This is a genomic window from Nocardiopsis halophila DSM 44494, assembly GCF_000341245.1.
Lineage (GTDB): Bacteria > Actinomycetota > Actinomycetes > Streptosporangiales > Streptosporangiaceae > Nocardiopsis_A > Nocardiopsis_A halophila.
In genome coordinates this window covers 1-25,734 of record NZ_ANAD01000161.1, presented here as the reverse complement: position 1 = coordinate 25,734, position 25,734 = coordinate 1, and the positions used below count along the sequence as shown (strand labels likewise).

Annotated in this window: 24 protein-coding genes and 1 tRNA gene; 22 read left to right on the top strand and 3 right to left on the bottom strand. The window is 74.9% G+C overall.

Translation table 11 applies throughout. The features are described from left to right. Positions 1–393 precede the first annotated feature (393 nt). The 13 genes from D450_RS0119110 (at position 394) to D450_RS0119050 (ending at position 12,852) form a co-directional block, all read left to right on the top strand. Positions 394–1,242 carry a CoA transferase subunit A gene (locus D450_RS0119110; protein ID WP_017540263.1) on the top strand — a complete coding sequence of 283 codons (849 nt, stop codon included), beginning with the start codon at positions 394–396 and terminating at the stop codon, positions 1,240–1,242. Then, on the top strand, positions 1,239–2,003 hold the full coding sequence (locus D450_RS0119105; protein ID WP_017540262.1) for a 3-oxoadipate--succinyl-CoA transferase subunit B: 765 nt from the start codon (positions 1,239–1,241) through the stop codon (positions 2,001–2,003). Before D450_RS0119110 ends, D450_RS0119105 begins: the two co-directional genes overlap by 4 nt. A gap of 40 nt (positions 2,004–2,043) precedes the next feature. Further along, positions 2,044–3,219, top strand: coding sequence for a thiolase family protein (locus D450_RS0119100; RefSeq protein ID WP_017540261.1), 1,176 nt, complete (start codon positions 2,044–2,046; stop codon positions 3,217–3,219). A gap of 14 nt (positions 3,220–3,233) precedes the next feature. Then, positions 3,234–3,971: a protocatechuate 3,4-dioxygenase subunit beta gene (pcaH, locus tag D450_RS0119095; protein ID WP_017540260.1), complete on the top strand. Its 738-nt coding sequence runs from the start codon at positions 3,234–3,236 to the stop codon at positions 3,969–3,971. Continuing rightward, positions 3,971–4,528, top strand: coding sequence for a protocatechuate 3,4-dioxygenase subunit alpha (pcaG, locus tag D450_RS0119090; RefSeq protein ID WP_017540259.1), 558 nt, complete (start codon positions 3,971–3,973; stop codon positions 4,526–4,528). Before pcaH ends, pcaG begins: the two co-directional genes overlap by 1 nt. Before the next feature lie 779 nt (positions 4,529–5,307). Beyond that, a complete protein-coding gene (locus tag D450_RS0119085) occupies positions 5,308–6,639 on the top strand; it encodes a class-II fumarase/aspartase family protein (protein WP_017540258.1) in 1,332 nt (443 codons plus the stop codon). Between the two features lie 187 nt (positions 6,640–6,826). Further along, positions 6,827–7,618: a 3-oxoadipate enol-lactonase gene (pcaD, locus tag D450_RS0119080; protein ID WP_017540257.1), complete on the top strand. Its 792-nt coding sequence runs from the start codon at positions 6,827–6,829 to the stop codon at positions 7,616–7,618. 32 nt (positions 7,619–7,650) lie between these two features. Beyond that, a complete protein-coding gene (gene pcaC, locus D450_RS0119075; RefSeq protein ID WP_017540256.1) occupies positions 7,651–8,067 on the top strand; it encodes a 4-carboxymuconolactone decarboxylase in 417 nt (138 codons plus the stop codon). A 177-nt stretch (positions 8,068–8,244) separates the two neighbouring features. Then, positions 8,245–9,246, top strand: a complete 1,002-nt coding sequence (locus tag D450_RS30600) for a TetR family transcriptional regulator C-terminal domain-containing protein (RefSeq protein WP_017540255.1) — start codon at positions 8,245–8,247, stop codon at positions 9,244–9,246. Further along, complete coding sequence (locus tag D450_RS0119065; protein WP_017540254.1) at positions 9,243–10,145, top strand: BKACE family enzyme; 903 nt, start codon at positions 9,243–9,245, stop codon at positions 10,143–10,145. Before D450_RS30600 ends, D450_RS0119065 begins: the two co-directional genes overlap by 4 nt. A gap of 206 nt (positions 10,146–10,351) precedes the next feature. Further along, positions 10,352–11,362, top strand: coding sequence for a 3-hydroxyacyl-CoA dehydrogenase NAD-binding domain-containing protein (locus D450_RS0119060; RefSeq protein WP_017540253.1), 1,011 nt, complete (start codon positions 10,352–10,354; stop codon positions 11,360–11,362). Next, on the top strand, positions 11,359–11,796 hold the full coding sequence (locus D450_RS0119055; RefSeq protein WP_017540252.1) for a thioesterase family protein: 438 nt from the start codon (positions 11,359–11,361) through the stop codon (positions 11,794–11,796). The genes D450_RS0119060 and D450_RS0119055 overlap by 4 nt, the downstream gene beginning before the upstream one ends. A gap of 174 nt (positions 11,797–11,970) precedes the next feature. Continuing rightward, positions 11,971–12,852: an SAM-dependent methyltransferase gene (locus D450_RS0119050; protein ID WP_017540251.1), complete on the top strand. Its 882-nt coding sequence runs from the start codon at positions 11,971–11,973 to the stop codon at positions 12,850–12,852. 123 nt (positions 12,853–12,975) lie between these two features. On the opposite strand, the gene D450_RS0119045 is transcribed toward D450_RS0119050, so the two are convergent. Then, the gene (locus D450_RS0119045; protein ID WP_017540250.1) at positions 12,976–13,983 is read right to left on the bottom strand and encodes an ABC transporter substrate-binding protein; all 1,008 of its coding nucleotides are present in this window, start codon (positions 13,981–13,983) and stop codon (positions 12,976–12,978) included. 181 nt (positions 13,984–14,164) lie between these two features. Between D450_RS0119045 and D450_RS0119040 the strand changes: the two genes are divergently transcribed. The 5 genes from D450_RS0119040 (at position 14,165) to D450_RS0119020 (ending at position 19,314) form a co-directional block, all read left to right on the top strand. Then, positions 14,165–15,244, top strand: coding sequence for a FecCD family ABC transporter permease (locus tag D450_RS0119040; protein ID WP_017540249.1), 1,080 nt, complete (start codon positions 14,165–14,167; stop codon positions 15,242–15,244). Then, on the top strand, positions 15,241–16,365 hold the full coding sequence (locus D450_RS0119035; RefSeq protein ID WP_017540248.1) for a FecCD family ABC transporter permease: 1,125 nt from the start codon (positions 15,241–15,243) through the stop codon (positions 16,363–16,365). Before D450_RS0119040 ends, D450_RS0119035 begins: the two co-directional genes overlap by 4 nt. Further along, positions 16,362–17,201 (top strand): ABC transporter ATP-binding protein, encoded by an 840-nt coding sequence (locus D450_RS0119030; RefSeq protein WP_017540247.1) that lies wholly within the window; start codon positions 16,362–16,364, stop codon positions 17,199–17,201. The genes D450_RS0119035 and D450_RS0119030 overlap by 4 nt, the downstream gene beginning before the upstream one ends. Before the next feature lie 162 nt (positions 17,202–17,363). After that, positions 17,364–18,218 carry an NPCBM/NEW2 domain-containing protein gene (locus D450_RS0119025; protein WP_083932704.1) on the top strand — a complete coding sequence of 285 codons (855 nt, stop codon included), beginning with the start codon at positions 17,364–17,366 and terminating at the stop codon, positions 18,216–18,218. Positions 18,219–18,417: 199 nt separating this feature from the next. Then, positions 18,418–19,314 (top strand): hypothetical protein, encoded by an 897-nt coding sequence (locus tag D450_RS0119020; protein WP_241483214.1) that lies wholly within the window; start codon positions 18,418–18,420, stop codon positions 19,312–19,314. A gap of 53 nt (positions 19,315–19,367) precedes the next feature. On the opposite strand, the gene D450_RS0119010 is transcribed toward D450_RS0119020, so the two are convergent. Further along, positions 19,368–19,440 (bottom strand) — tRNA-Asn (locus tag D450_RS0119010). A gap of 170 nt (positions 19,441–19,610) precedes the next feature. On the opposite strand from D450_RS0119010, the gene D450_RS0119005 reads away from it, so the two are divergent. From D450_RS0119005 to D450_RS0118995, 3 genes are all read left to right on the top strand, one after another. Then, positions 19,611–19,952, top strand: coding sequence for a hypothetical protein (locus D450_RS0119005; RefSeq protein WP_017540244.1), 342 nt, complete (start codon positions 19,611–19,613; stop codon positions 19,950–19,952). A 106-nt stretch (positions 19,953–20,058) separates the two neighbouring features. Beyond that, positions 20,059–20,544 (top strand): hypothetical protein, encoded by a 486-nt coding sequence (locus D450_RS0119000; protein WP_017540243.1) that lies wholly within the window; start codon positions 20,059–20,061, stop codon positions 20,542–20,544. Positions 20,545–21,179: 635 nt separating this feature from the next. Continuing rightward, positions 21,180–21,635: a hypothetical protein gene (locus tag D450_RS0118995; protein ID WP_241483213.1), complete on the top strand. Its 456-nt coding sequence runs from the start codon at positions 21,180–21,182 to the stop codon at positions 21,633–21,635. Between the two features lie 689 nt (positions 21,636–22,324). On the opposite strand, the gene D450_RS0118990 is transcribed toward D450_RS0118995, so the two are convergent. After that, positions 22,325–25,207 (bottom strand): FAD-binding and (Fe-S)-binding domain-containing protein, encoded by a 2,883-nt coding sequence (locus D450_RS0118990; RefSeq protein ID WP_017540241.1) that lies wholly within the window; start codon positions 25,205–25,207, stop codon positions 22,325–22,327. Positions 25,208–25,316: 109 nt separating this feature from the next. Between D450_RS0118990 and D450_RS30595 the strand changes: the two genes are divergently transcribed. Further along, positions 25,317–25,734: pyridoxamine 5'-phosphate oxidase family protein (locus D450_RS30595; protein WP_039820669.1), on the top strand; the 418-nt coding region annotated here is incomplete at its 3' end.

Below are 25,734 nucleotides of genomic sequence, written 5' to 3'. Positions count from 1 at the left end.
GGGGGCGGGGCCGCCGATCGCGCCGCAGCGGTCCCACCGCTCATAAGGACGCGGCCGAAAGTTCCACCACTCCAGCGGACACGCCCCACCCAACCCGATCGGCGCGGACCCGCCGCCCGGCGAGCAGCCGTGAGCGGAGCACCTGCCGATCCGTCGCCGCCCTCCACCCCCGACCGGCCGGGGCCCGCCACCCGGCAAGCAGGCGCAAGCGGGGAATCGCCCGCACCGCCGCCACTTCCGGTGACCACCGGCACGCCGCGCGCCTGACGGTAACGCCGCCTGCCCCAGAGGGACACCGGGGCCGGACGCCTTGACCCACGCCCCCGCCGACAGTAACGTCCAATGTGTTCGCAAAGAGAACAGTGATGCGGCATCCGAACGAAAGGGGGCGCGATGATCCTGCCGTTGGACCGGGCCGTGCGCGAGCTCGTCCACGACGGGGACACGGTCGCCATGGAGGGCTTCACCCACCTCATCCCGGTGGAGGCCGGCCACGAGGTCATCCGGCAGGGCCGACGCGACCTGACCCTGGTGCGGATGACGCCCGACATCGTCTACGACCGGATGATCGGCGCCGGCTGCGCCCGCAAGCTGGTCTTCTCCTGGGGCGGCAACCCCGGCGTGGGCTCGCTGCACCGGTTCCGCGACGCCGCCGCCAACGGCTGGCCCCGCCCGCTCGAGCTGGAGGAGCACAGCCACGCCGGCATGGCCAACCGCTACGCCGCCGGCGCCGCCGGGCTGCCCTTCGCCGTGCTGCGCGGCTACGCCGGGACCGACCTGGTCGGGCGCACCGCCACCATCAAACCCATCACCTGCCCCTTCACCGGCCAGGAGCTGGCCGCGGTCCCGGCGCTCACCCCCGACGTGGCGATCGTGCACGCCCAGCGCGCCGACCGCGACGGCAACGTGCAGATGTGGGGCATCACCGGCGTGCAGAAGGAGGCGGTGCTGGCCGCCCGGCGCGCGCTGGTCACCGTCGAGGAGGTCGTCGACGACCTGGAGCCGGTCCCCGGCCAGGTGATCCTGCCCTCCCGGGTCGTCACCGCCGTCTCCCCCGCCCCCGGCGGCGCGCGCCCCTCCTATGCCCACGGCTACTACGTCCGCGACAATGACGCCTACCGCGCCTGGGACGCCGTCAGCCGGGACCGCGAACGCTTCACCGCGTGGCTGAACGCCGAGGTGCTCGGCGCCCCCTCGGGCCCGGACGCGGGCCCGGACGACAGGGAGGAGCAGACCGCATGACCGCCGCCGATCCCCTCCCCTTCACCGCCGACGAGGTCATGACGGTCGCCGCCTCCCGCGCGCTGGCCGACGGCACCGCCTGCTTCGTCGGCATCGGCCTGCCCAGCACCGCCGCCAACCTCGCGCTCCGCACCCACGCCCCCGGGCTGTGGATGATCTACGAGTCGGGCACCCTGGGCGCCTCCCCCGACGCCCTGCCGCTGTCCATCGGCGACGGCGAGCTGGCCGAGACCGCCGACACCGTGGTCCCGGTGACCGAGGTGTTCAACTACTGGCTACAGGCCGGGCGGATCGACACCGGCTTCCTCGGCGCCGCCCAGATCGACCGGTTCGGCAACATCAACACCACCGTCATCGGCGACTACGCCGCCCCGAAGGTGCGCCTGCCCGGCGCCGGCGGCGCCCCCGAGATCGCCGCCTCCTGCGGCCGGGTCATCGTCATCGTGCGGCAGAGCCGGCGCACCTTCGTCGAGCGGGTCGACTTCACCACCTCGGTCGGCCACGGCTCCGGCCCCGGCGACCGGGAGCGGCTGGGGCTGCGCGGCGCCGGACCGGTCCAGGTCATCACCGACCTGGGCGTGCTGGAGCCGGACCCGGGCACCCGCGAGCTGGTGCTCACCCGCCTGCACCCGGGCGCCACCGCCGAGCAGGCCCGCGCGGCCACCGGGTGGGACCTGGCGGTCTCCCCGGACCTGGCCGCCACCCCCGAGCCCGACCCGGACGAGCTGGCCGTGCTGCGCTCGCTGACCGGGCGCGGCTGACCCCCCACGCCCCCACGACCGCCCCCGCAGGAGGCCCACCGTGAACGATGTGTACGTGATCGACGCCGTCCGCACCCCCTTCGGCCGCTACGGCGGCGCGCTGGCCGGCGTGCGCCCGGACGACCTGGCCGCGTACGCGGTCTCCGGTCTGACCGCCCGCTCCCCCGGCCTCGACCCGGCCGCCGTGGACGACCTCTACTTCGGCGACGCCAACGGGGCGGGCGAGGACAACCGCAACGTGGCCCGCATGGCGGCGCTCCTGGCCGGGCTGCCCGTCAGCGTCCCGGGCGCCACCCTGAACCGGTTGTGCGGGTCCGGCCTGGAGGCGGTGATCGCCGCGAACCGCGCGGTCGCCGTGGAGGACGCATCGCTCGTCATCGCAGGGGGTGTGGAGTCGATGAGCCGCGCCCCGTGGGTGATGACCAAGCCCGAGAAGGGTTTCCCCGCCGGGCACGAGACCCTGCACTCGACCACCCTCGGCTGGCGGATGGTCAACCCGCGCATGGAGCCCGCCTGGACCGCCTCCCTGGGCGAGTGCACCGAGCAGATCGCCGAGGAGTTCGGCGTCGGCCGCCAAGAGCAGGACGCGTTCGCCCTGCGCAGCCATGAGCGCGCGGCCGCGGCCTGGGCCAAGGGCGTCTTCGCCGACGAGATCGTGGACGTGCCCGGGGTGGAGCTGGAGCGCGACGAGAGCATCCGCGAGACCTCCGCCGAGAAGCTCGCCGGGCTCAAGCCGGCGTTCCGGCCCGACGGCACCATCACCGCGGGCAACGCCTCCCCGCTCAACGACGGCGCCGCCGCGCTGCTGATCGGGGACGCCGAGGCGGCACGGGCCGCCGGCCGCGAGCCGCTGGCGCGCATCGCCGGCCGGGGCGTGGCCGCGGTCGAGCCGAACCGGTTCGGCGTCGGGCCGGTCGCCGCCGCCGAGACGGCGCTGCGCCGGGCCGGGATCGGCTGGGGCGACCTGGCGGCGGTGGAGCTCAACGAGGCCTTCGCCGCCCAGTCGCTGGCCTGCCTGCGCAGCTGGGAGGGGCTGGACTCGGAGATCGTCAACCCCAACGGCGGCGCGATCGCCATCGGGCACCCGCTGGGCGCCTCCGGCGCGCGCATCCTGGGCTCGCTCGCCCACGAGCTGCGCCGCCGCGGGGGCGGCTGGGGGCTGGCCGCCATCTGCATCGGCGTGGGCCAGGGCCTGGCCGTGGTCCTTCAGGCATGAGAGGAGCACCGCCCATGGCCGAGGACGCGCCCGCCGTCCCGGGCTACCGCCGCGACCCCGGGGTGCACCCGCCGCTGGACTACCCGGGGTACAAGAGCACTGGGCTGCGCCACCCCGAGCGGCCCTTGAAGGTGCTTCCGCACCTGTTGACCGAGGTCACCGGACCGCTGCTGGGCGAGGACCGGGTCGGGCCGCTGGACCACGACCTGACGCGCCGGCACGAGGGCGAGCCGATGGGCCAGCGGATCATCGTGCACGGCCGGGTGCTGGACGCCGACGGCCGGCCGGTGCCGCACACCCTGGTGGAGATCTGGCAGGCCAACGCCGGGGGCCGGTACCGGCACAAGGGCGACAACTGGCCCTGCCCGCTCGACCCCAACTTCACCGGGGTGGGGCGCACGGTCACCGACGGGCAGGGGCGGTACTCCTTCACCACGATCCGGCCCGGCGCCTACCCGTGGAAGAACCACGACAACGCCTGGCGCCCCGCGCACATCCACTTCTCGCTGTTCGGGCGGGCGTTCACCCAGCGGCTGGTGACGCAGATGTACTTCCCCGGCGACCCGCTGTTCTTCCAGGACCCGATGTGGAACTCGATCCCGGACCCCGCGGCGCGCGAGCGGCTGGTCGCCCGCTACGACCACGAGCGGACCGAGCCGGAGTGGGCACTGGCCTATGCGTGGGACATCGTGCTGCGCGGGCGCGCGTCGACGGTGTTCGAGCACGAGCTGGCGCTGGAGGACGACGACTGATGGAGCCCACCACCCCCTCGCAGACCGTCGGCCCGTACCTGCACATCGGGCTTCCCTGGCCGGACGGCCCCTTCGCGCTCCGGGAAGGCGCGCCCGGGGGCGTGTGGCTGCGGGGCACGGTCACCGACGGCGCCGGGGCGCCGGTCGCGGACGCGCTGATCGAGACGTGGCAGGCCGACCCCGAGGGCCGGTTCGACCACCCGGACGACCCGCGCGGGGCGGTGCGCCGCGAGGGCTTCCGCGGGTTCGGGCGGTGCCCGACCGACGGGGAGGGCCGGTGGGGCGTGTACACGCTCAAGCCGGGGCCGGTGCCCGGCCCGCCGGGCGTGCAGGCGCCGCACATCGACGTCTCGGTCTTCGCGCGCGGGATGCTGCACCGGACGGTGACGCGGGTGTACTTCCCCGACGAGGCGGAGGCCAACGCGGTCGACCCGGTGCTGTCGTCCCTCGACTCACCGGAGGAGCGCGCGACCCTCATCGCACAGGAGACGGAGGACGGCTACCGCTTCGACATCCGCCTGCAGGGCGAGGGGGAGACCGTCTTCTTCGATATATGAGCCCTCGGCGGTACGGCGTCCGCTGGAGCCGCGGTTCCGGCCCCGGCTCGGCCCCGGGGACCGGGCAGGGGCGACAGGGCGTCGACCCTGTCGACGGGAACGGGGAGCACCGCCCGACCGGTCCAGGGGACGATCGGTGGAAGGCGGACGCGATCGGCGGACAGGGCCGGCGGAGCCGCGATGGCGCACGGAGGCCGGGCGGAGGGCCGTGCCCCCCATTCGGCCGTCCGAACAGGGCTGCGGCGCACCGACCCGGGCCATGACGGGCCGGGGCCGGTGCCGTCCGCAGGGCGGCCTGCCACACCGCGCCTGCACGGCGGGGCGCCCGGTCCTGGCGGGCACGCTCCCTGTGCCATCGCAGGTGTTCCCTGCGGCGGTCGGGCCCCCGCCCGACGAGGCCGGGACATGGATGGAGGTGTGGAGCGCCTTCCCCGCTCGGCCCACCGGCGCCCCGCGGAAGGGGTGACCGGTTCCGGTCGGCCCTCCCCTTCCGGAACGGCGGGCCCGTCCTGGCCTCGAACCGCCCCTCACCGGCGCGGGAACCGGGTCTCCGGCGCCGTAAAGGGCGGCATCGGCGGCCCGCCCGTCCGCCGCGCCGGAGGCGACCGCCGCCCCACGGGCCCCGCCCGGCCCGCAGGGCACGGCCGGCCGGCTGCAACACCGCGCCGCGCCATCGCCCTGCGGCCCGGCCCCCGGACATACTCGGGAGGACCCGGAATCCGCCGGGCGACCATGTCCAGCAGGACGAGCAGGACGAGCAGGACGAGGAGGTGAGGGGCGTGTTCGGTGAGATGTTCGCCCGGGGCGCCGTCGCGGCCGAGACCGGTGAGCGGGCCTGGCTACGGGCGATGCTCGACGCCGAGACCGCCCTGGCGCACGCGCTCGTGCAGACCGGGATCGCCGGACCCGAGGACGCCGAGGCCCTGGAGACCGCGCGCCGGGACGGCCGGGTGGACGCCGACGCCGCCGCCGGGGCCGCCGCCGACGCCGCCAACCCCGTCGTCCCGCTGGTCAAGGAGCTGACCCGGGCCGTGGACGGCGGCGCCGCCCGGCACGTGCACCAGGGGGCCACCAGCCAGGACATCATGGACACCGCCGCGGTGCTGGTGGCCCGCCGTGCCGGGGACGCCGTCCTGGCCGAGACCGACCGGGCCGCCTCCGCGCTGGCGGGGCTGGCCGAGGAGCACCGGTGGACGCCGATGCCCGGGCGCACTCTGCTGCAGCAGGCCCTGCCGACCACGTTCGGGCTGGTCGCGGCGGGGTGGCTGCAGGCGGTGACCGGGGCGGCCGAGGCGCTGCGCGCCGAGCTGGGGCGGACCCCCGCCCAGCTCGGCGGGGCCGCGGGCACCCTGGCCTCGCTCGACGGGCGGGGCCCGGAGGTCGCCGCCGCCTTCGCCGACCGGCTGGGCCTGGTCCGGCCGGTACTCCCCTGGCACACCGACCGCGGCCCCCTGACCGCGGTGGCCTCGGCCGCCGCGCGGACGTCGGGGGCGTGCGGCAAGGTCGCGGGGGACATCGTGCTGCTGGCCCAGACCGAGGTCGGTGAGGTCGCCGAGCAGGGCGGGCCGGGGGTCGGCGGCTCCTCGGCGATGCCGCACAAGCGCAACCCCGTGGCGGCGGTGTCGGCGCGGGCCTGCGCCGAACAGGTGCCGGGGCTGGTGGCGACGCTGCTGAACGCGCAACCCCCCCAGCCGCACCAGCGGGCAGCGGGGGCCTGGCAGGCCGAGTGGCAGGCCTTCGACCGGCTGCTGTGCGCCACCGGGTCGGCGGCGGCGTGGCTGGCCGACTCGCTGGAGCGGCTGTCCGTGGACCCCGACCGGATGCGGCGCAACCTGGACCTGACCGGCGGCCTGCCGATGGCCGAGCGGGTCGCCGCCGACCTGGCCCCGGAGATGGGCCGACTACCCGCCCACGAGCTGGTGGAGGCGGCGTGCCGGGAGGCGGCCGAGTCCGGCGAGGGCCTGGCCGCGGTCCTCGACCGCCGGCTGGCGGGCCGCCGCACCCCCGAGCACATCCGGGGCCTGCTCGACCCCGCGGCCTACCTGGGTGCCGCCGGCACCTTCATCGACGCCGCCCTCGACGGCTACCGCACCCGCCCGGAAGCCCCGTGAAACCGGCCCCGGCGGTACCGGCCCGACCCGCACACCCGGGCCTTCCGGGGGCATTCCGCCGCGTTCCGGGTCGCGCGGCGATCCGGGGCCGCATCCCGGGAAGAGCCCTGGCAGGGTCTCTTCCTGCGCCCATGTCCCGCCCCGGTGGCTCGTCGGCCGCCGGGGAGGCCGAACGGAGGTACCTTTCTTGACCGCACGACCGACCGGGAGCCCCGTCGCGGGCGGAGTCCATGCGCAGATCGACGGGCCCGACGGCGCCCCCGCCGTGGTGCTGTCGGGGTCGCTCGGCAGCACCCTTGAGATGTGGGACCCCCAGGTCGGGGCACTGGTCGCGGCCGGGTTCCGGGTGGTCCGCTACGACCACCGCGGGCACGGCCGCTCCCCCGTCCCCCGAGGGCCCGCCACCATCGCCGACCTGGGGGCGGACGTTGTGGACCTGCTCGACCGCCTCGAGCTGCCGCGGGTCCGGTTCGCGGGGCTGTCCCTGGGCGGGATGGTCGGCATGTGGCTGGCCGCCAACGCCCCCGAGCGGATCGACCGGCTCGCGCTGATGTGCACCTCGCCCCTGCTCGGACCGCCGGAGAACTGGACCGACCGGGCCGCAACGGTGCGCGCCCAGGGGACCGGGGCGGTGGCCGGCGCCGTCGTCGGCCGCTGGTTCACCCCCGGCCACGCGTCCGCCCACCCCGGCGAGGCCGCACGGATGCGGTCGATGGTCGCGGAGACCCCCGCCGAGGGGTACGCCGCGTGCTGCGAGGCGATCGCCGGCATGGACCTGCGCTCCGACCTGGGACGCATCACCGCGCCGACGCTGGTGGTCGCGGGGGCGCACGACCCGGCGACCCCGCCCGACCACGCCGAGCGCATCGCCGCGGCCGTCCCCGGCGCCCGCCGCCACGTCCTGGACGGCGGGGCCCACCTGGCCAACCGCGAGTGCGCCGACGAAGTGAACCGGCTGCTCACGGCGCACTTCGCCTGAGCCGCCCCGACCCGGACCGGAGAGAGACGACCGTGACCGAGCCGACCGCCGAACCGACCGCCGCCCAGACCGACGATGAGCGCCGAGAGGAGGGGATGCGGGTGCGCCGCGCGGTGCTGGGCGACGCCCACGTCGACCGCGCCGAGGCGGGGACGACCGCCTTCACCGCCCCCTTCCAGGACTTCATCACCCGCTACGCCTGGGGCGAGATCTGGACCAGCGGGGTCCTGGACCGCAGGACGCGCAGCTGCATGGTGCTGACCGCCCTGGTGGCCAAGGGCCACTGGGACGAGCTGGCCATGCACGTGCGCGCCGCGGTGCGCAACGGGCTCTCGGAGGAGGAGATCGGCGAGGTGTTCATGCAGGCGGCCGTGTACTGCGGTGTCCCCGCCGCCAACAAGGCCTTCGGCATCGCCCGGGACGTGCTGGCCGAGCCCCCCGCGCCCTGAGGCACCGGGACGGGACCGGGCGCGCACCCTCGGACGCCCCGGTCCCTCCGCGATTGCGGTCGCCGCCTTCTGGTCCACCAGTCAGGCGCATCGCAACGCCCGCATGACGCCGTTCAAACCGGGGCACGCTGGGATGACACCGCATGACGGATCCACGGCGGCGTTGCGATTATCGCTATGACCCTGCTAGCGTCGCCCTCCGTGACCGACCACATGGAGGGCCTGCGCAACCGGGTCCGCGAGGTGATCCGGCGCTCCGGGCGCCCGCAGCGGGAGTTCGCCTCCGTGATGGCGCTCGAGGCCTCGAAGCTGTCCAAGTCGCTCAGCGGCACCCGGCGCTTCACCGCCGAGGAGCTCATCCGGATCGCCGACATCGCCGGGGTGACCGTCAACTGGCTGCTGTACGGCGAGGAGTCCGCCGACGGCGGCGTCGCGGCCGCGCCGCGGGTGGCGGTGGCCACCGAGCCCCCCGTCGACGCCGGGCGGGACGTGCGGGCCGCCCGCGAGCAGGGGCGGCGGCGCCAGATCACCGACGCCGCCTGGCGGCTCATCGCCGAGCGCGGCTACCACTCGGTGCGCACCGCCGACATCGCCGCCGAGTGCGGGGTCTCCAGCGCCGCCATCCACTACCACTTCCCCACCCTGCGCGAACTGCTCGACGAGACCCTGCGCTCGTCGGTCAAGCAGGCCTTCGACCGCCAGGTCGCGGTCCTGCACGGCATCGACGACGCCCGGGAGCGGCTGCGCCGCCTCATCGAGCTGCAGCTGCCCGCCCCCGGCCACCTGGCCCGGGAGTGGTCCATCTGGATGCAGGTGTGGACCGAGTCGGCGCTCGACCCGCAGATGCGCGCCCTGCACGCCGACTCCTACCAGCGCTGGCACGACACCATCGCCCGCACCCTGCGCGACGGCGCCGCCTCCGGGGCCTTCCGCCCCGACCTGGACGCCGAGGCGATGACGGTCCGCCTGACCGCCCTCATCGACGGCCTGGGCATCCAGGTGCTCACCGGCCGCCCGGGCCGCACCGTGGAGCGGATGCGCGCCGCCCTCCAGGACTTCGTCACCACTCAGATCGAGCCCCCCGGCACCGGACCCCGCGTCGGCGACCAGGGAGAAGACCGGGAAGACCGGCCCGACGACCGCACCGAACAGCCGCACACGAGCGAGGACACCCCGTGAACGAGACCATGAACACCGAGGTCATCCTGACCGCCGCACTGACCGGGGCCGGGGACACCGTGGGCCGCAGCCCGCACGTCCCGGTCACCCCCGAGCAGATCGCCGCCTCGGCGGTGGAGGCCGCCGAGGCCGGCGCCAGCGCCGTGCACATCCACGTGCGCGACCCCGAGACCGGCGCCCCCTCCCGGGACAACGCGCTCTATCGGGAGGTCGTCGAGCGGATCAAGGAGTCCGGCACCGACATCGTCATCAACCTGACCGCTGGCATGGGCGGCGACCTGGAGATCGGGAAGGGCGACGACCCGTTCGCCTTCGGCGCCGCCACCGACCTGGTCGGCGGGCTGGACCGGCTGCCGCACGTGGAGGAGCTGCTGCCCGACATCTGCACCCTTGACTGCGGCACCCTCAACTTCGGCGACGGCAGCAACGTCTACATCTCCACCCCCGACATGCTGCGCGCCGGGGCCGAGCGCATCCAGGAGCTGGGCGTGCGCCCGGAGCTGGAGATCTTCGACACCGGCCACCTGTGGTTCGCCAAGCAGATGTACGCCGAGGGCCTGATCGACGACCCGAGCATGTTCCAGCTGTGCACCGGCATCCCCTACGGCGCCCCCGCCGACCCGGGCGTCCTGCAGTCGATGGTGCGGATGCTGCCGGAGGGCGCCGAGTGGGCGAGCTTCGCGATCGGCCGCATGCAGATGCCGTGGGTGGCCCAGTCGGTGCTGCTGGGCGGGCACGCCCGCGTCGGCCTGGAGGACAACCTCTACCTGAGCCGCGGGGTCAAGGCCACCAACGGCCAGCTGGTGGAGAAGGCCCGCGGCATCATCGAGGCGCTCGGCGCCCGGGTCGTCACGCCCGACGAGGCCCGCGCCAAGCTCAAGCTGCGCAGCGCGCGCTGACCCGCCGGCCCCGCACTCCGGGGCCGTGACCGGGCGCCGCCCCCGGCCCGCACCGCGGGCGGCGCCCCCTTTCCACTTCCCTCCCCGGGCCGGCCGGGCACGGCCGGCCCCCGCTCCCGGGAGCCCGGAACAGCCCCCCGTATGCAGTGTCCCGACGCGCGGCGCCCCGGCGTGCAGCGCCCCATTCGTTGAGAAGGATGTGTTCGATGGCGGAGACGAGCGGCGCCCCGGCGGCGACGGCCGCACCCGGCGAGGTGCGCACGGTCGCGTGCGTGGGCGCGGGGGTGATCGGCGGCGGCTGGGTCGCCCACTTCCTCGCCCGCGGCTACGACGTGCGCGCCTGGGACCCGGCGCCCGACGCCGAGCGGCGGCTGCGCGACCTGGTGCGCTCGGCCTGGCCGGCGCTGACCCGCCTGGGCCTGGCCGAGGGCGCGTCCATGGACCGGCTGACCGTCGCCCCGACGCTGGCCGAGGCGGTCGCCGGGGCCGACTTCGTCCAGGAGAGCGCCCCCGAGCGGCTGGACCTGAAGGTGTCCCTGCTCGCCGAGATCGACGAGGCCGCGCCCGAGCACGTGGTGATCGGTTCCTCGACCTCGGGCTACTCGATGTCGGAAATGCAGGTCAAGGCGGCGCGTCCGGAGCGCCTGGTGGTGGGCCACCCGTTCAACCCGCCCTACCTGGTGCCGCTGGTGGAGGTCGTGGGCGGCACCTCCAGCGAGCGCTGGGCCGTGGAGTGGGCCTCGGAGTTCTACCGGGCCGCAGGCAAGCAGGTCATCACCATGGACCGGGAGCTGCCGGGCTTCATCGGCAACCGCATCCAGGAGGCGGCCTGGCGGGAGGCGCTGCACATGGTGGCCAACGGGGAGGCCACGGTGGAGCAGATCGACCGCTCCATGACCGCGGGGATGGGGCTTCGCTGGGCGTTCTTCGGCCCGTGCCTGACCTTCCACCTGGCCGGCGGCGAGGGCGGCATGGCGCACATGCTCGACCACTTCGGCCCCTCCCTGGAGGCGCCGTGGACCCGGCTCGCCGCGCCCGAGCTCACCACGGAGCTGCGCGACGCCATGGTGGCCGGGACCGACGAGGTGGTGGCCGGGCGCGGCAACGCCGAGCTCATCGAGCAGCGCGACCGCCGCATGATCGCGGTGATGCGGGCGCTGGCCGAGGTCGAGGCCGAGGAGGCCGCGGAGCGCGCCGCCGGGGAGGGCTCCGCATGAGCGGGCCGCACCTGCTCCAGCGGGTCCGCCCCGAGTGGATCGACTACAACGGCCACCTGAGCGAGGCCTACTACGTCCTGGTCTTCGGCTTCGCCACCGACGCGCTCATGGACCGCTCCGGCATGGGGGCCGGGTACCGGGAGCGCACCGGGTGCTCGCTGTACACGGTCGAGGCGCACGTGCGCTACCTGCGCGAGGTCCCGCCCGACGCCGAGCTGGAGGTGTGGACCCGGGTGGTGGCGGTCGGCGCCAAGAAGGTCCGGCTGTGCCACGAGATGTGGCTGGACGGGGTGCTGCGCGCCACCGAGGAGATCATGGCGCTCCACGTCGACCAGGTGAACGGCGGCACCGTCCCCTTCCCGGAGGAGGTCGCCGCCCTGCTGGAGGCCGGGGCCGAAGAGGCGCCCGCCTACGCGGGCCGCGCCATCGGCTGAGGCCCGGGCGCTGCGGGAACGAGGCGAGAACGGGGCGGGGTNCGCGACCGGCCCCTGGCCGGTCGCGGCCACACCCCGCCCCGGGCCTTTCTCACCGGACGGTTACCAAGGGCCCTTGCGAGGAATAGAATCCGGAGCGTAACCCTCGCCCTCCCGTAAGACGATGGGACCCCGATGGCCCGACCGGACCCCCCCGAATTCCTGAAGCGGACCGGCCAGAAGTACACCGCCCCGCCCGATATCGACCTCACCAAGCCGTCGATCGCGCGCGTCTACTCGTATTTCCTCGGCGGGAAAGACCATTTCGAGGCCGACCGCGACATGGCGAACTATGCCGAGGGGGTCGTTCCGGGCGTCACCGACCTGGCTCTGGGCAACCGCGCCTTCGTGCAGCGCGCGGCCCGCCACCTGGCGACCGAGGCCGGGATCGAGCAGTACCTCGACATCGGCTCGGGGCTGCCCACCGACGGCAATGTGCACGAGGTGGTGCACGAGAGCACCCCGCACGGCCGGGTCGTCTACGTCGACAAGGACCCCATGGTGCTGGCGCACGCGCGTGCGCTGCTCGCCGACAACGACACCACGATCGTGCTCAAGGCCGACCTGACCTCCCCCAAGGCGGTTCTGCAGCAGGCCGTGGCGACCGGGCTGATCGACCTGGACCGGCCCCTGGGGCTGATGCTCGGCGGCATCCTTCACCACCTGCAGGACGACGACGACCCGCTGGGGGTCACCCGGGAGCTGTGCGACGCGCTCGCCCCGGGGAGCCACATCGTGATCAGCCATTTCTGCCGCCCCGACGCCGCGCGTTCGCCCAAGAGCGCGAAGAGGGCCGCCTCCCTGCAGAAGGCGTTCATGGAGAAACTCGGCCACGGGCTCTGGCGCAGCAGGGAGGAGATCCTCTCCTATTTCCAGGGGTGGCCGATGGTGCCGCCGGGACTGGTGCCGCTCAACGACTGGCACCCGCTGCCGAAGGAGAGCGCGCAGGCCGGAAACTATGTGATGCCGCCCCGGAACAAGCACATCATCATCGGCGGGATCGCGAAGAAGCCGTGATGGGCGTGCCCCGCCGCGCATTCCCTGCGGAGAGTGCACGGCGGGGCGCCCCGTAGAACGGACCGTCGCCGTTGGAAAGCGGGACCGGGTGCGCCGGTACCGAGCGTTCCTCGGGAGGCGTCCCTACTCGACCGGGTTGACGCCGAAGGCCTCGGCCATGTCGTCGAGCATCGCGTCGGCGCCCTGCAGGCTGACCGAGCTCAGCCACACCTGGTCCTCGACCTCGTGCTGCTCGCCCTCCAGCTGCTCCCACAGCGGGTTGCCGGTGAAGTCCTTCGCCTTCTCGGCCGAGTCGCCGCTGCCGTCGTCCCAGGTGGAGACGAAGATGTGGTCGGCGTCCAGGTCGAGGATCTCCTCCTGGCCCAGGTTCGCGGCGATGGCGCCGTCCTCGCCCTCGGGGGCGTCCTCGGGCATCGGCAGGCCCACGTCGGACAGGACGATGCCGGGGAAGGACTCGGGCTGGTACAGCCGCACCGTCGGCTCGCCCGCGAACCGCGCCAGGTTCACCGTGGGCATCTCGCCGCCCTCGGCCTCGGCGATCCGCCCGCCCAGCTCGGCGGCGCGCTCCTCGTAGTCGGCGATCTGCTGCTCGGCGGTCTCCTTGTCGCCGACCGCCTCGCCGACCATGACGTGGTTCTCCTTCCAGGTCGCCCCGGTGGTCTCGGAGAAAACGGTCGGCGCGATCTGGGAGAGCTGGTCGTAGACGTCCTCGTGGCGCACCTTGGCCGACAGGATCAGGTCGGGCTCCAGCTCGGCGATGGCGGCCAGGTCGGGCGCCTCCAGGGTGCCGACCACCTCGGCGTCGCCGGCGTAGGTGCTGCCGTCCGCGCCGAGGTAGTCGCGCAGGTCCCCGCCGTCGGAGTAGTCGGTCCGGCCCACCACGTCCAGGCCCAGCGCGATGGCCGAGTCCAGGTAGCTGGTGTCGAGGACGACGACCTTCTCCGGCTCGGACTCGATGGTGGACTCGCCCATGGCGTGCTCGACGGTGATCGGGAAGGCGCCGTCTCCGCCCCCGGCGGACTCGGACTCGGCGCCTCCGCCGCCGCACGCCGCCGACAGCAGCAGCGCGGCGGAGGCGGTCAGGGCGCCCGCGAGGGCGCCGGGGGACGTGCGGCGTCGTGTGGGGGACATCGCGGACCTTTCCGATGGGACGGATGGGAGAATGCCTTAGGTTTGTCTTGCCTAATGCGGAGCTTGCGCCCGCGATCAGGCAGTATGCGGTCCGACGCGCCTTTTGTCCAGTCCGGGCCCTGTCCGGGGCCCGGACGGGGCGCGCCGTCCGCCGTCCCCCGTCCCCGAGGAGTCCGCGACCGTGAAGCCCTCCGCCCCCGCCGTCTGGGCCCCCGCCGGGCCCGGTGCGCCAGGTGCGCCCGGCGCACCGGTGCCCGGGTCGGCCCTGCGCGGCCGCCGGACCGCAGGCCTGGCGGTACTGCTCGTCCTGCTCGCCGCGTGCGCGGCCGGCAGCCTGCTGATCGGCGCCCGGGCGATCGCGCCGGCCGAGGTCTGGCGCGTGCTCACCGCCCCGGACGGGGGCGAGGCCAGCGCGGTCGTGTGGTCGCTGCGCCTGCCCCGCACCGCCATCGGGATCGCGGTCGGGGCGGCGCTGGGCACCGCCGGGGTGCTCATGCAGAGCCACACCCGCAACCCCATCGCCGACCCCGGCATCCTCGGCGTCTCGCACGGCGCCGCGCTCGGCGTGGTGCTCGGCGTCTTCCTGCTCGGCATGAGCGACCTGGCCTCCTTCGTCTGGCTGGCGATCGCCGGGGCCGTCATCGCCTCCACGGCGGTCTTCGCCATCGCCTCGGGCGGATCGCGCGGGCCCACGCCGATCACCCTGGTCCTGGCCGGGGCCGCGATGAGCGCCCTGCTCAGCGGGGTCATCTCGGCGATCGTGCTGCTGGACCACAGCAGCCTGGAGGTCTACCGGTTCTGGCGGCTGGGCACCCTGGCCGGGCGCCCCATGGAGGTGTTCTGGCAGGTCCTGCCGTTCATCGCGGCCGGGCTGGCGCTGGCCGCCGCCAACGCGCCCGGGCTCAACGCCCTGGCCCTGGGCGACGACGTGGCCACCGCGCTCGGGCAGCGGGTCCGGCTCACCCGCGCCGCCGGCGTGCTGTCCATCGCCCTGCTGACCGGCGCCGCCACCGCCGCCGCCGGGCCGATCGGGTTCGTCGGCCTGGCCGCCCCGCACCTGGCCCGGGCGATCACCGGGCCCGACCACCGGTGGACGGTGCCGCTGGCCGCCCCGGCCGGGGCCTGCCTGGTCCTGGCCGCCGACATCGCCGGGCGCGTGGTGCGCGGCAACGGCGAGGTGGAGGTGGGCATCGTGCTGGCGGTGCTGGGCGCCCCGTTCTTCATCGCCCTCATCCGCAGGGGAAGGATGATCGCCCCGTGACCCCCGCACCGACCCCCGCACCGGGCGCGGCCACCGCGCCGGCCGCTCCCCCGCCGCCCCCGGCCGGCCGCCGCGCCCTGCGCGCCGGCCCGGTGTCGTGGACCTGGCGGCCGCGCACCGCCGCCGTCGCGCTGCTCGTCTGCGCCGCGCTGGCCGGCCTGTTCGTCCGCGCCCTCACCGCCTTCGACGACTACCCGATGGGCGCCGCCGACGTCCTGGCCGTCCTGGCCGGCGGCGGCGACGGCGGGGAGCGCTTCGTGGTGATGGAGCTGCGCATGCCCCGGGCGCTGACCGGCGCCCTGGTGGGCGCCGGCCTCGGGCTGTCGGGGGCGATCCTGCAGGGCGTGGCGCGCAACCCCCTGGCCAGCCCGGACACCCTGGGCATCGGCTGGGGCGCCTCGGTGGGCGCCGTCCTGGTCATCGTGCTGGGCGGCAGCGCCGGCGGGGTGAGCGGCGCGGCGGCGCAGTTCGGCGTCCCCGCGGGGGCGGTCGTCGGCGGCCTGGCGGCCGCGGTCGCGGTCTTCGGGCTGTCCTGGCGGGCCGGGGTCTCCAGCACCCGGCTGCTGCTGGTCGGCGTGGCCGTGTCGCTGATGTGCGCCAACCTCGTCTACTGGGCGATGACCTGGTCCGACCTGCAGGACGCGGCCCGCGCCCAGACCTGGGTGACCGGCAGCCTGCACGCCGCCGACTGGGAGCGCGTCGGCACGGCCGCCGCCGCACTGGCGGTGCTGCTCCCCGTGGCGCTGGCGGCCGCGGCCACCGTGGCCGCGCTGGGGCTGGGCGACGACGCCGCGCGCGGCCTGGGCGTGCGGGTCGACGCCGCCCGCCTGGTCCTGCTGACGTGCGCGGCGCTGCTGGTGTGCGCGGCCACCGCGGCGGCCGGCCCGATCACCTTCGTCGCGCTGGCGGCCCCGCAGATCGCCCTGCGGCTGTGCGGGACCGCCCAGCCGCCCCCGCTGACCTCGGCGCTGACCGGGGCCGCGCTGACGCTCGGCGCCGACCAGCTCGCCGCCGGGCTGTTCGCCCCCACCCAGCTGCCGGTGGGCGTGTTCACCGCGGTCCTGGGGGCGCCGTTCCTGATGTACCTGATCATCCTCCGGCACCGGGAGGCCCGCCTGTGACCACCGACCGCTCCCCCTCCCCGACCGGCCCCGAGGGGCCGGGCCCGCGGCTGCGCGCCGAAGGGGCCACCCTGGGCTACGGCGAGACCGTGGTCACCCGCGACCTGGACTTCGCGGTCGCCGACGGGGCGGTGACCTCCATCATCGGGCCCAACGGCTGCGGCAAGTCGACGCTGCTGCGGGCGCTGGGGCGGCTGCTGCGGCCGCGCTCGGGCCAGGTGCTGCTGGACGGGCGCCCGATCGCCCGGACCCCGCCCCGCCAGGTGGCGCGGACGGTGGCGGTGCTGCCGCAGGCGCCGCTGGCCCCGCCCGGGCTGACCGTGGGCGACCTGGTGATGCGCGGCCGGCACCCGCACCAGAGCTGGTACCGGCAGTGGTCCTCGTCCGACGCCGGGGAGGTGGCCCGGGCGCTGGAGATGACCGGCATGGCGGGCTTCGCCGAGCGCCCGCTGGAGCGGCTCTCCGGCGGGCAGCGGCAGCGGGCGTGGATCTCCATGGCGCTGGCGCAGGGCACGGACCTGCTGCTGCTGGACGAGCCGACCACCTACCTGGACCTGGCCCACCAGATCGAGGTGCTGGAACTGGTGCGGGCCCTCAACCGGGACCACGGCCGGACCGTGGTGATGGTGCTGCACGATTTGAACCTGGCGGGGCGCTACAGCGACCTGCTGGTGGCCATGCGCGACGGTGCCGTCCGGGCCTCCGGCGCCCCGGGGGAGGTGCTCACCCCCGACCTGGTGGCCGAGACGTTCGGCCTGGAATGCAAGGTGGTCCCCGACCCGGTGTCGGGATCGCCCCTGGTGGTCCCGGTGGGGGTGCGCACAGAAGAGGGGTAGGGGGCTCCCGGTTCGCCGGACCCCCTGTCGGCGGGCCCGGGGAGCGCTACGATTCCCGTGACGTCGCCCGGTGCATCGCTCGGTTCGTCCCCGCCACCGCCCCCGCTCCGTTCCTCCGGTGGCGGCACGGAAGTGCGAGGCCACGCGCTCTCAGGAGGACGGATGGGCGGAAGGGGCCCTTCGGGGCGCACCCCCGGACCCGAGCACCACCACAACGAGAACTCGGGGAACGCCGAAAACGTGTTCCAGGCCGGGGAGATCCACGGGGGAATCCACTTCCACGGCGATCCCTCCTCTTCGGCGCCCGGCGCGGCCGCCCGTTCCGGGGGCGGACCACCCGGAGGCAAGGCGGAACCGGGGCCCGAAAAGCGGCCCGGTCGTCGCCGGAGGCGGCTGCTCTTCCCACTGGTCCTGGCCGCGGTGGCGATGGCGGGGGTCGCCACGGCTCTCGGCACCGGGCTCCTCCCGAGCCCGCCCTACGGCGCTGAAGGGACGGGGGCGCCCGCCGACCAGACCACTCCGGACAACGGCGGCGGCGACTCCCGGGAGCAGCCCGACGTGGAGCCCGGCAGGAGCTCCCCTTCCGTACAGGCAGGCCCCGTGGAGGTCGCCTACCTGGAAGACCTGCCGGAAGAAGGGGACGGCGTCGTCGTCAGCGACGGGATCGCCTACATCGCGGGCGACCGGTATCCAAAGTCGATCTACTACCGGCTGAACGCGATCGCCGACGAGCAAACGTTCACCTACACGGTCCCCCAGGGCTTCACATCGTTCAAGGCCGTGGCCGGCGTCTCGGACAAGTCGAGGCTCGGGACGACCATGGAATTCGAGGTCCGGGTCGACGGGGCCGTCGTGGCCGAGAGCGGCGACATGGCGATGCAGGAGAGCCACGCATTCGTTGTCCCGGTCTCGGCGGGAAGCAAGCTGGAGCTGGTCATGCGCATCACCACCCCCGATGCGGGCGGAGGCGAGAGGGACCGCTACGCCATGTGGGGAGAGGCCCGACTGGAGGGATAACGCCCGGCGGCAACACCCCGGTCCCTCCGGGCTCGACCGGACTCGGCCGCAGGGTTGTGCGACGGTCGGTGGCACGGCAACGTGCTCCCAGGGGGCCGAGCACTCACGGAAGGCGTGCCCGATGGCGCCTGTATCCCGCCCGTTCCTGGCCCTCGGTACCGCCTGCGCGCTGGTGGGAGTGGTGGCAGCCTGCGTTCCCATGACCTACTTCGGATGGGGCTTCGGGACCGCCATAGCGCTGCAGACGACGGGATCCATCAGGGGAACGGTCGTGGTCTTCGTCGTGGGTATGGCGCTCGTCGGCCTCCTGAGCGCCCTCCCGGCAGCGCTCCCCCTGACACTGTGGCTGAACGCCAACAAGGTGGAAGGCACGTTCACGAAGTCCTACGTCCTGGTCCTCTCAGGCGCCCTCGTCCACATCTACCTTGCCATTCCCCTCGCGGTCCCTGGAATGCCGCGACGCGTGGACGTCCCTGAGGCGCTGGTCGTCCTCCCGGTCTTCACCGCGGCCGCCTGGACGGTCCTGCGGGAACAGGTGGCGCAGACCGATACTCGGCGGGGTGTCGCCGTCATCGGCGCCGCGGTGATGGCGGTTGTCCTCCCCGTCCCGACGGCCGTTGACGGCGTACGCGCCAGAATTCTGATCGCGAACACCCCTGCGGAGGCGTTCGCCGTCCCCGTGCTCGACCACCCCGACTGGAGCATCGACAGGGCCGACCTGGCCTCCGGGACCGTCTCCTACTACAACGGCGAGTTCGACCTCCTAGAGGTGGCCTTCGCCCGCTCGGTCCCCGAATGCTCATGGCCCAGGGAGTACTGCCGACGGCACGGCAACGAGATCACCGTCATCCACCCGAAGGAGATCTTCGCCGGTTGGAACGAGAAGGGCGCCGTCGGTCACCGCTGGGGACGGGACCCCGCCGCCTACATCGACCTGGGCGACCGGTGGGCCGTGGTCCGCGCCCGGACATGGGCCATGCCCGACGACCTCGCGGACACCGACGCCCTCATCACCCTCGCCGAGACCGTCCGCCTCGCGGGCCCCGAGGACCACATGGCCCTCGCCCGCAACCAGCAGCGCTGGGAGCCCTACTGACGCCGAACATTACGAAAGGCCCGCAGGTCTCCCTGCGGGCCTTTCGGTGGGTGCTCCCGCGACTGGACTCGAACCAGTAACCTGCCGGTTAACAGCCGGCTGCTCTGCCGATTGAGCTACGCGGGATGGTGTTCCCGCCGCCCCGGAGGGGCTCTCCCCCGCGGCGACAGGTAATACTCTAGCGCACCCTGAGGCGTGCTCGTGACAGCTTCTCCTCCCCTTGGGCGCCTTCCGGGTCGCGCGCGCCCGCGCGGGGTAACGTCGGACCCGTCAGCACTCGATGCCGAGGGGTACCCATGCGCTACCGGATCACCTTCATCGCCGGCCTCGCCGTCGGCTACGTCCTCGGAGCCAAGGCCGGGCGCGCCCGCTACGAGCAGATCGCCGGGACCGCCCGCAGGGTCGTGGAGAGCCCGGCGGTCCAGGAGACCGCGGGCATCGTCGGGGCCCAGGTCAGCAGCGCCGGCAAGACGGTCGCCACCAAGGTGGGCGATCGGCTCCCGGTCACGTCCGTGCGGGACTTCCTGGCCCGCCCCACCCCCGAGGAGGCCCAGGACATGGACGCGGCCTCCGCGGAGGCCGGGTCCGGCCTCAACGGCACCGGCCCGGAAGGCGCGCGGCCCGGCTCCACGCGGTGACGCCCGCCGGCCGGGCCGCGCGCCTTCCGGGCCCGGCCGGCGGCGCCCCTACCGCCCCGGGCACCGCCCCTGCCGTGGGAGGGGCCCAGGACATTAGGGTGGGGCCATGAGATGGCTCCGCCCCTCCGTCCCCCGGGAGGTCCGCGACCGGCTCCGGCTGGAGCGCGGTGAGCGCGTGCTGGCGCACACCGGCTCCCGGGAGGGCGTGCTGGTGGCCACCGACCATGCCCTGCACCTGCCCGACGGGCACCGCGTCCCCTGGCAGGACATCGACCGGGCGCGCTGGGACGCCGAGAGCGAGGCGTTCACCTTCACCGAGGAGGGCACCGGAGAGCGCGTGTTCACCGTCCCCGACCCCGGGCGGCTGGCCGAGACCGTGCACGAGCGGGTCACCGCCACCATCGTGGTCAGCCACCGCGGCGAACTGCCCGGTGAGGGCGCCGGGTTCCGCCTGGTGGCCCGTCGGCCGCCGGGCGGCGCCGAGATCGACTGGCGGGTCCACCTGGACGACGGGCTGGACCCGGGCGACCCCCGTGTCCAGGAGGCCGTGCAGCACGAGCTGGCCGCCGTGCGCGAGCGGACCGGGGTCTGAGATGTCCCCCGCCGCCACGCGTTCCGTCCCCCTGCCCGGCCCCGCTCCCGTCCGCCCATCCGGTGCCACGAACCGGGCCGCGCGGCCGGAGTCGGACGATTCACCGTTTTCCCCGCCCCTGGGAACATTCCAGCCCCGAATGCCCTCTAACGTGGGGAAGGCCGGTCACGGTCCGCGCACTCTCCGGAACCGGACTCCCCTCAGCCGCCGCACCGGCGGCCCACCCGAGCCGCCCCGGCCCGCGCCGACCGGCCCGTAGACCACCCAGCGTCGAAGACAGGAGAACCATGGGGTCCCCGAACCCTCCCGTCCCCCCGCACGGCCCCTCCGACCCGTACCGCAGCCCCGGTCCCGGGCCCGCCCCGGGCCAGGGCGCCCCCGGCGGCCCCGGTTCTCCGGGCGCCCCCGGCGGTCCGGGCGTACCGCCAGGGCCGAACCCGCCGTCCGGCCCGCAGCGGCCCGGCCCGCCCCCCGGCGCCCAGCACCAGGGGCCCGGTGGCCCCGGTGGTCAGGGCCCCGGTGGTCAGGGCCCCGGTGGTCAGGGCCCGGGCGGCCCCCAGACCCCGTGGCAGCCGCAGCAGGCCGCGCCCGCGCCGAAGAAGCGCCCGGTCGGCCTGATCATCACGCTGGCCGTGGTGACCGTGCTGGCCCTCATCGGCGGCGGTACGACCGCGTTCTTCTACATGGAGAACACCAAGACCTCCGAGGAGCTCGCCTCCGCCCAGGGCCAGATCGAGGACCTCGGCGGGCAGATCGACGAGTCCGAGAAGGAGGCCGAGAAGCGCGCGCAGGAGGCTCAGGAAGCCTACGAGAACGCCGACCTCCCCGGCCTGTACGACGAGGTCACGACTCTCAGCGACGACCTGGAGTCGTCGATGCAGGACTTCGTCGAGTCCTCGACCGGTGACGGCGCCAGCGCCGAGGAGATCGAGACCCTGTTCCAGAACATGTACGACTGCATGGGCGCCCGTGAGGAGTACAACATGGGCGCGGCGGAGCACTCCACGCTGCTGGAGGAGAACAACCCCGACCTGCCCGCGTACCTCTCCGAGGACGAGTACGACTGCGGTCGGGACTTCTGGGGCGTCTGACCCCGGCTTCCCCACCACGGACCACGGGCCCGGCACCGTTCGCACGGTGCCGGGCCCGAGTCGTGGGAGGGGAGGAGGGGTCGGACCCGAGTGTCCGTGCCCCGCGGCCCGCGCGGAGACCGTCGGCCAACGGCGCAGCGGCACCTCGCATGGAGACCGCTCAGCCACGACCGGCAGGCCGACCGGACCGCTCCCCGGCCGACGCCTGCGATGGCGTCCGCTGGAGTGGTGTGACTTTCACCGAACGACGGGGCGCCGACCAGGGCCCCGAATGCGGCCCAAGCCCGGCACAGAGCCATGACGACGGCGCTGAACCGGCCGAACGGAAAAGTCACCGCTCCAGCGGACGCCGTGCGGTCGGCCTCCTGACCGATCCGGCAACGGCGGCTGAAGCCGCTTTGCCCCCATACCGGCCCGCCCCGGCCGACGCCTGTCATCAGGCCGCGTGATCAAGCCCCGCCTCTGCCGCTACGGCGGACCCCGGCCGCCCGGCAGTCTGCCCGCGAGGACGGTCGGCCTCCTGAGCGATCAGGTCCTGCAGCCGAGAGCGCCGCGCCCCGCACCACCGGCCAGCCCCGGGTCGGCGCCCGTCATGGAGCCTCCCGGGGCCGCGGGTGCCACTGCCACGGCCCCGGGGCCACCTCGTGCGGCCTCCGCCCCCGCAAGGAGGCGGAGGTCACCGGATGCGCTCACGACCTCGGCAGGCCGGCCGCCAAGGCCTCCGCGAGGTGGACGGCGGTGCGGTCGGTCTCCTGGGCGACCTGGGTCCGGCAGCTGAAGCCGTCGGCCACCACCAGGGTCCCGGGGTCGGCCTCGCGCACCGCGGGCAGCAGGGACCGCTCCCCCACCGCCTTCGACACCTCGTAGTGCCCCTCCTCGAAGCCGAAGTTGCCCGCCAGCCCGCAGCACCCCGAGTCCAGGACCCGCGTGCGGATGCCCGCCATGTCCATCAGCTCGCGCTCGGGGTCGTACCCGATCACCGCGTGCTGGTGGCAGTGCACCTGGGCGACCGCCTCACCCTCCACCCGCGGCGGCTCCCAGTCCGGGGCGTGCTCGCGCAGGAACGCCGCCAGGGTGCGCACCGAGTCGGCCGTGCGGTCGGCGTCCGGCCCCGGCAGCAGCTCGCGCAGGTCGGTGCGGAGCGCCGCGGTGCAGCTCGGCTCAAGCCCCACCACCGGCACCCCCGCCCGGGTGAAGGGCTCCAGCGCACGCACCGACCGCCGCATCACCCGCCGGGCCACCCCCAGCTGCCCGGTCGACACCCAGGTCAGCCCGCAGCACACCGGCCCCTTGGGCAGCACCACCCGGAACCCGGCGTTCTCCAGCACCCGCACCGCGGCCGCCGGCACGCGCGGCTCCAGGTAGGTGCCGAAGGTGTCGGGCCAGAGCACCACCGCGCCCCGGTGCCCCGGGGCCGGCGGGCGGCGCCGGAACCAGCGGGCGAAGGTGGTGCGGGGGAAGGACGGCAGGTCCCGCTCAGGCGCGATGCCCCCGGCCCGCTTCAGCAGCCCCGACAGCCCGGGGGCGCGGGTGAGCCGGTCGATCTCGGCGGGGGCGAGCGCGGCCAGGCGCGCCCACAGCGGCAGCCACCCCATCGAGTAGTGCGCGGCCGGCCGCAGCCGCCCCTTGTAGTGGTGGTGCAGGAACTCGGCCTTGTAGGAGGCCATGTCCACGTCGACCGGGCAGTCGCTCAGGCACCCCTTGCACGACAGGCACAGGTCGAGGCTCTCGCGCACCTCCTCCGAGCGCCACCCGTCGGTGATCACCTCGCCGTTGACCATCTCGAACAGCATCCGCGCCCGCCCCCGGGTGGAGTGCTTCTCCTCCCGGGTGACCTGGTAGCTGGGGCACATCACCCCCGGCCCGTCGTGCCGGCGGCACTTGCCCACCCCCGAGCAGCGCCGCAGGGCCTTGCCGAAGTCGCCGCCGTCCTCGGTGTAGGAGAGCACGGTCAGCGGGGTCCGCCCCGAGGCCGGGACCCGCAGGTCGGCGTCGAGCGGGCGCGGCTCGACCACCGCGCCGGGGTTCATGATCCCCTTGGGGTCCCACACCGCCTTGAACGCGCCGAAGGCGCGCATCAGCTCCGGGCCGTACATCCGCGGCAGCAGCTCCGAGCGGGCCCGCCCGTCGCCGTGCTCGCCGGAGATCGACCCGCCGTGCTCGACCACCAGGTCGGCGGCGTCCTCCAGGAACGCCCGGTAGCCGCCGATGCCCGCCTGCGTGCCCAGCTCGAAGTCGATGCGCACGTGCAGGCAGCCCTCGCCGAAGTGGCCGTAGACCACCCCGTCGCGCCCGTGCCGCCCCATCAGCCGGTCGAACTCGCGCAGGTAGGAGCCGAGCCGTTCGGGGGGCACCGCCGCGTCCTCCCACCCCGACCAGGCCTCGCGGCCGTCGGGGGTGCGGGAGGTCAGCCCCGCTCCCTCCTCGCGGATCCGCCACAGGGCGCGGGTGTGCGCGGGGTCGGTGACCACCGCCGACCCGGTGGGGCGCACACCGCCCTTGAGCGCGGCGACCAGCGCCCGCCCCGCGGCGGCCGCCTCGCCGGAGTCCGGCCCGGCCAGCTCCACCAGCAGCCAGGCGCGCCCCTCGGGCAGCGCGACCCCGGAGCGGGCGNCGAGCCCGCCCCCCAGCCGCTCGTTCAGCCCCTCCACGGTCAGCGGCGCGTGCGCGAGGATGTCGGGGACCGCGTCGGCGGCGGTGGGGGCGTCCGGGTAGCCCAGGACCACCAGGGCCTTGGCGGGCGGCGCGGGCACCAGGTTCACCGTGGCGCCCAGGACGGTGACGCAGCCGCCCTCGGTCCCGGTGAGCGCGCGGGCGATGTTGCCGCCGTTCTCCGGCAGCAGCCGGTCCAGCCCGTACCCGGAGACCCGGCGCGCCAGCTTCGGCATGCCGGTGCGCAGCCCGCCCAGGGTGGCCGAGACCAGGTCGCGCAGTTCGGTGTAGACCCGGCCCTCGGTCCCGGGCAGGGCGGCCCTGCGGTCGAACTCCTCCCGGGAGGTGGCGCCGACCTGCATCCGGGTGCCGTCGGGCAGCAGCACGTCCAGCGACTCGACGTTGTCGGCGGTGGTGCCCCAGGCCACCGAGTGCGATCCGCAGGCGTTGTTGCCGATCATCCCGCCCAGGGTACACCGGCTGTGGGTGGAGGGGTCGGGGCCGAAGGTGAGCCCGTGCGGTGCGGCGGCCTCGCGCAGCCGGTCCAGCACCACGCCGGGCTGCACACGGGCGGTGCCGGCGGCGGGGTCGATCTCCTCGATCGCGGTCAGGTGCCGCGAGGCGTCGACGACCACCCCGGGCCCGATGGCGTTGCCGGCGATACTGGTTCCTCCGCCGCGCGGGGTGACGGGCACCCCGTACTCGGCGCAGGCGGCGACGGCGGCGATGACGTCGTCGACGGTGCGGGGCAGTACCACGCCCAGCGGGACACTGCGGTAGTTGGAGGCGTCGGCGGTGTAGAGGGCGCGGGTGCCGGGGTCGAAGGCGACCTGTCCGGAGACCTCGGCCCGCAGGGCGCGCCGGAGGCCTTCGGCGTCGACGCCGTCGGGGATGTCAGAGCCGCTGAGGGTGTCGCGCATGGCCCCCACCCTGGCGCGCGGCGGTGCCGCGTGACAACCGTCGCACCGTGCGGCGCGCCGCCGGGATACCTGACAGCGGATGGCAGGAGGCGGTGCCAGGGTGGTCCGCATGGACGCGATCGACACGAAGGGGACGGCCGCGCGCGGCGTCGCCTGGGCGGAGTTCGAGCAGGAGGCCCCCGAGCTGGCGGCGCGGGTGCGCGCACGGTTCGAGCGGACCCTGCACCATGTGCTGGCCACCCTGCGCGCCGACGGCGCGCCCCGGGTCAGCGGCACCGAGGTGCAGTTCTACGGCCGGCACCTGACCATCGGCTCGATGCCGGGCGCGGTCAAGGCGCGCGACCTCCAGCGCGACGGCAGGTTCGCCCTGCACGCCAACCCGGGCGAGGTGACCCGGGAGGGGGCCGAAGAGGCGATGGGCGACGGCGACGCGAAGGTGGCGGGGACGGCGGTCGAGGTGACCGATCCCGGGGAGCTGGAGGCCTTCCGGGAGGTGGGCGTCCCTCCTGGGCCGTTCCACCTGTTCC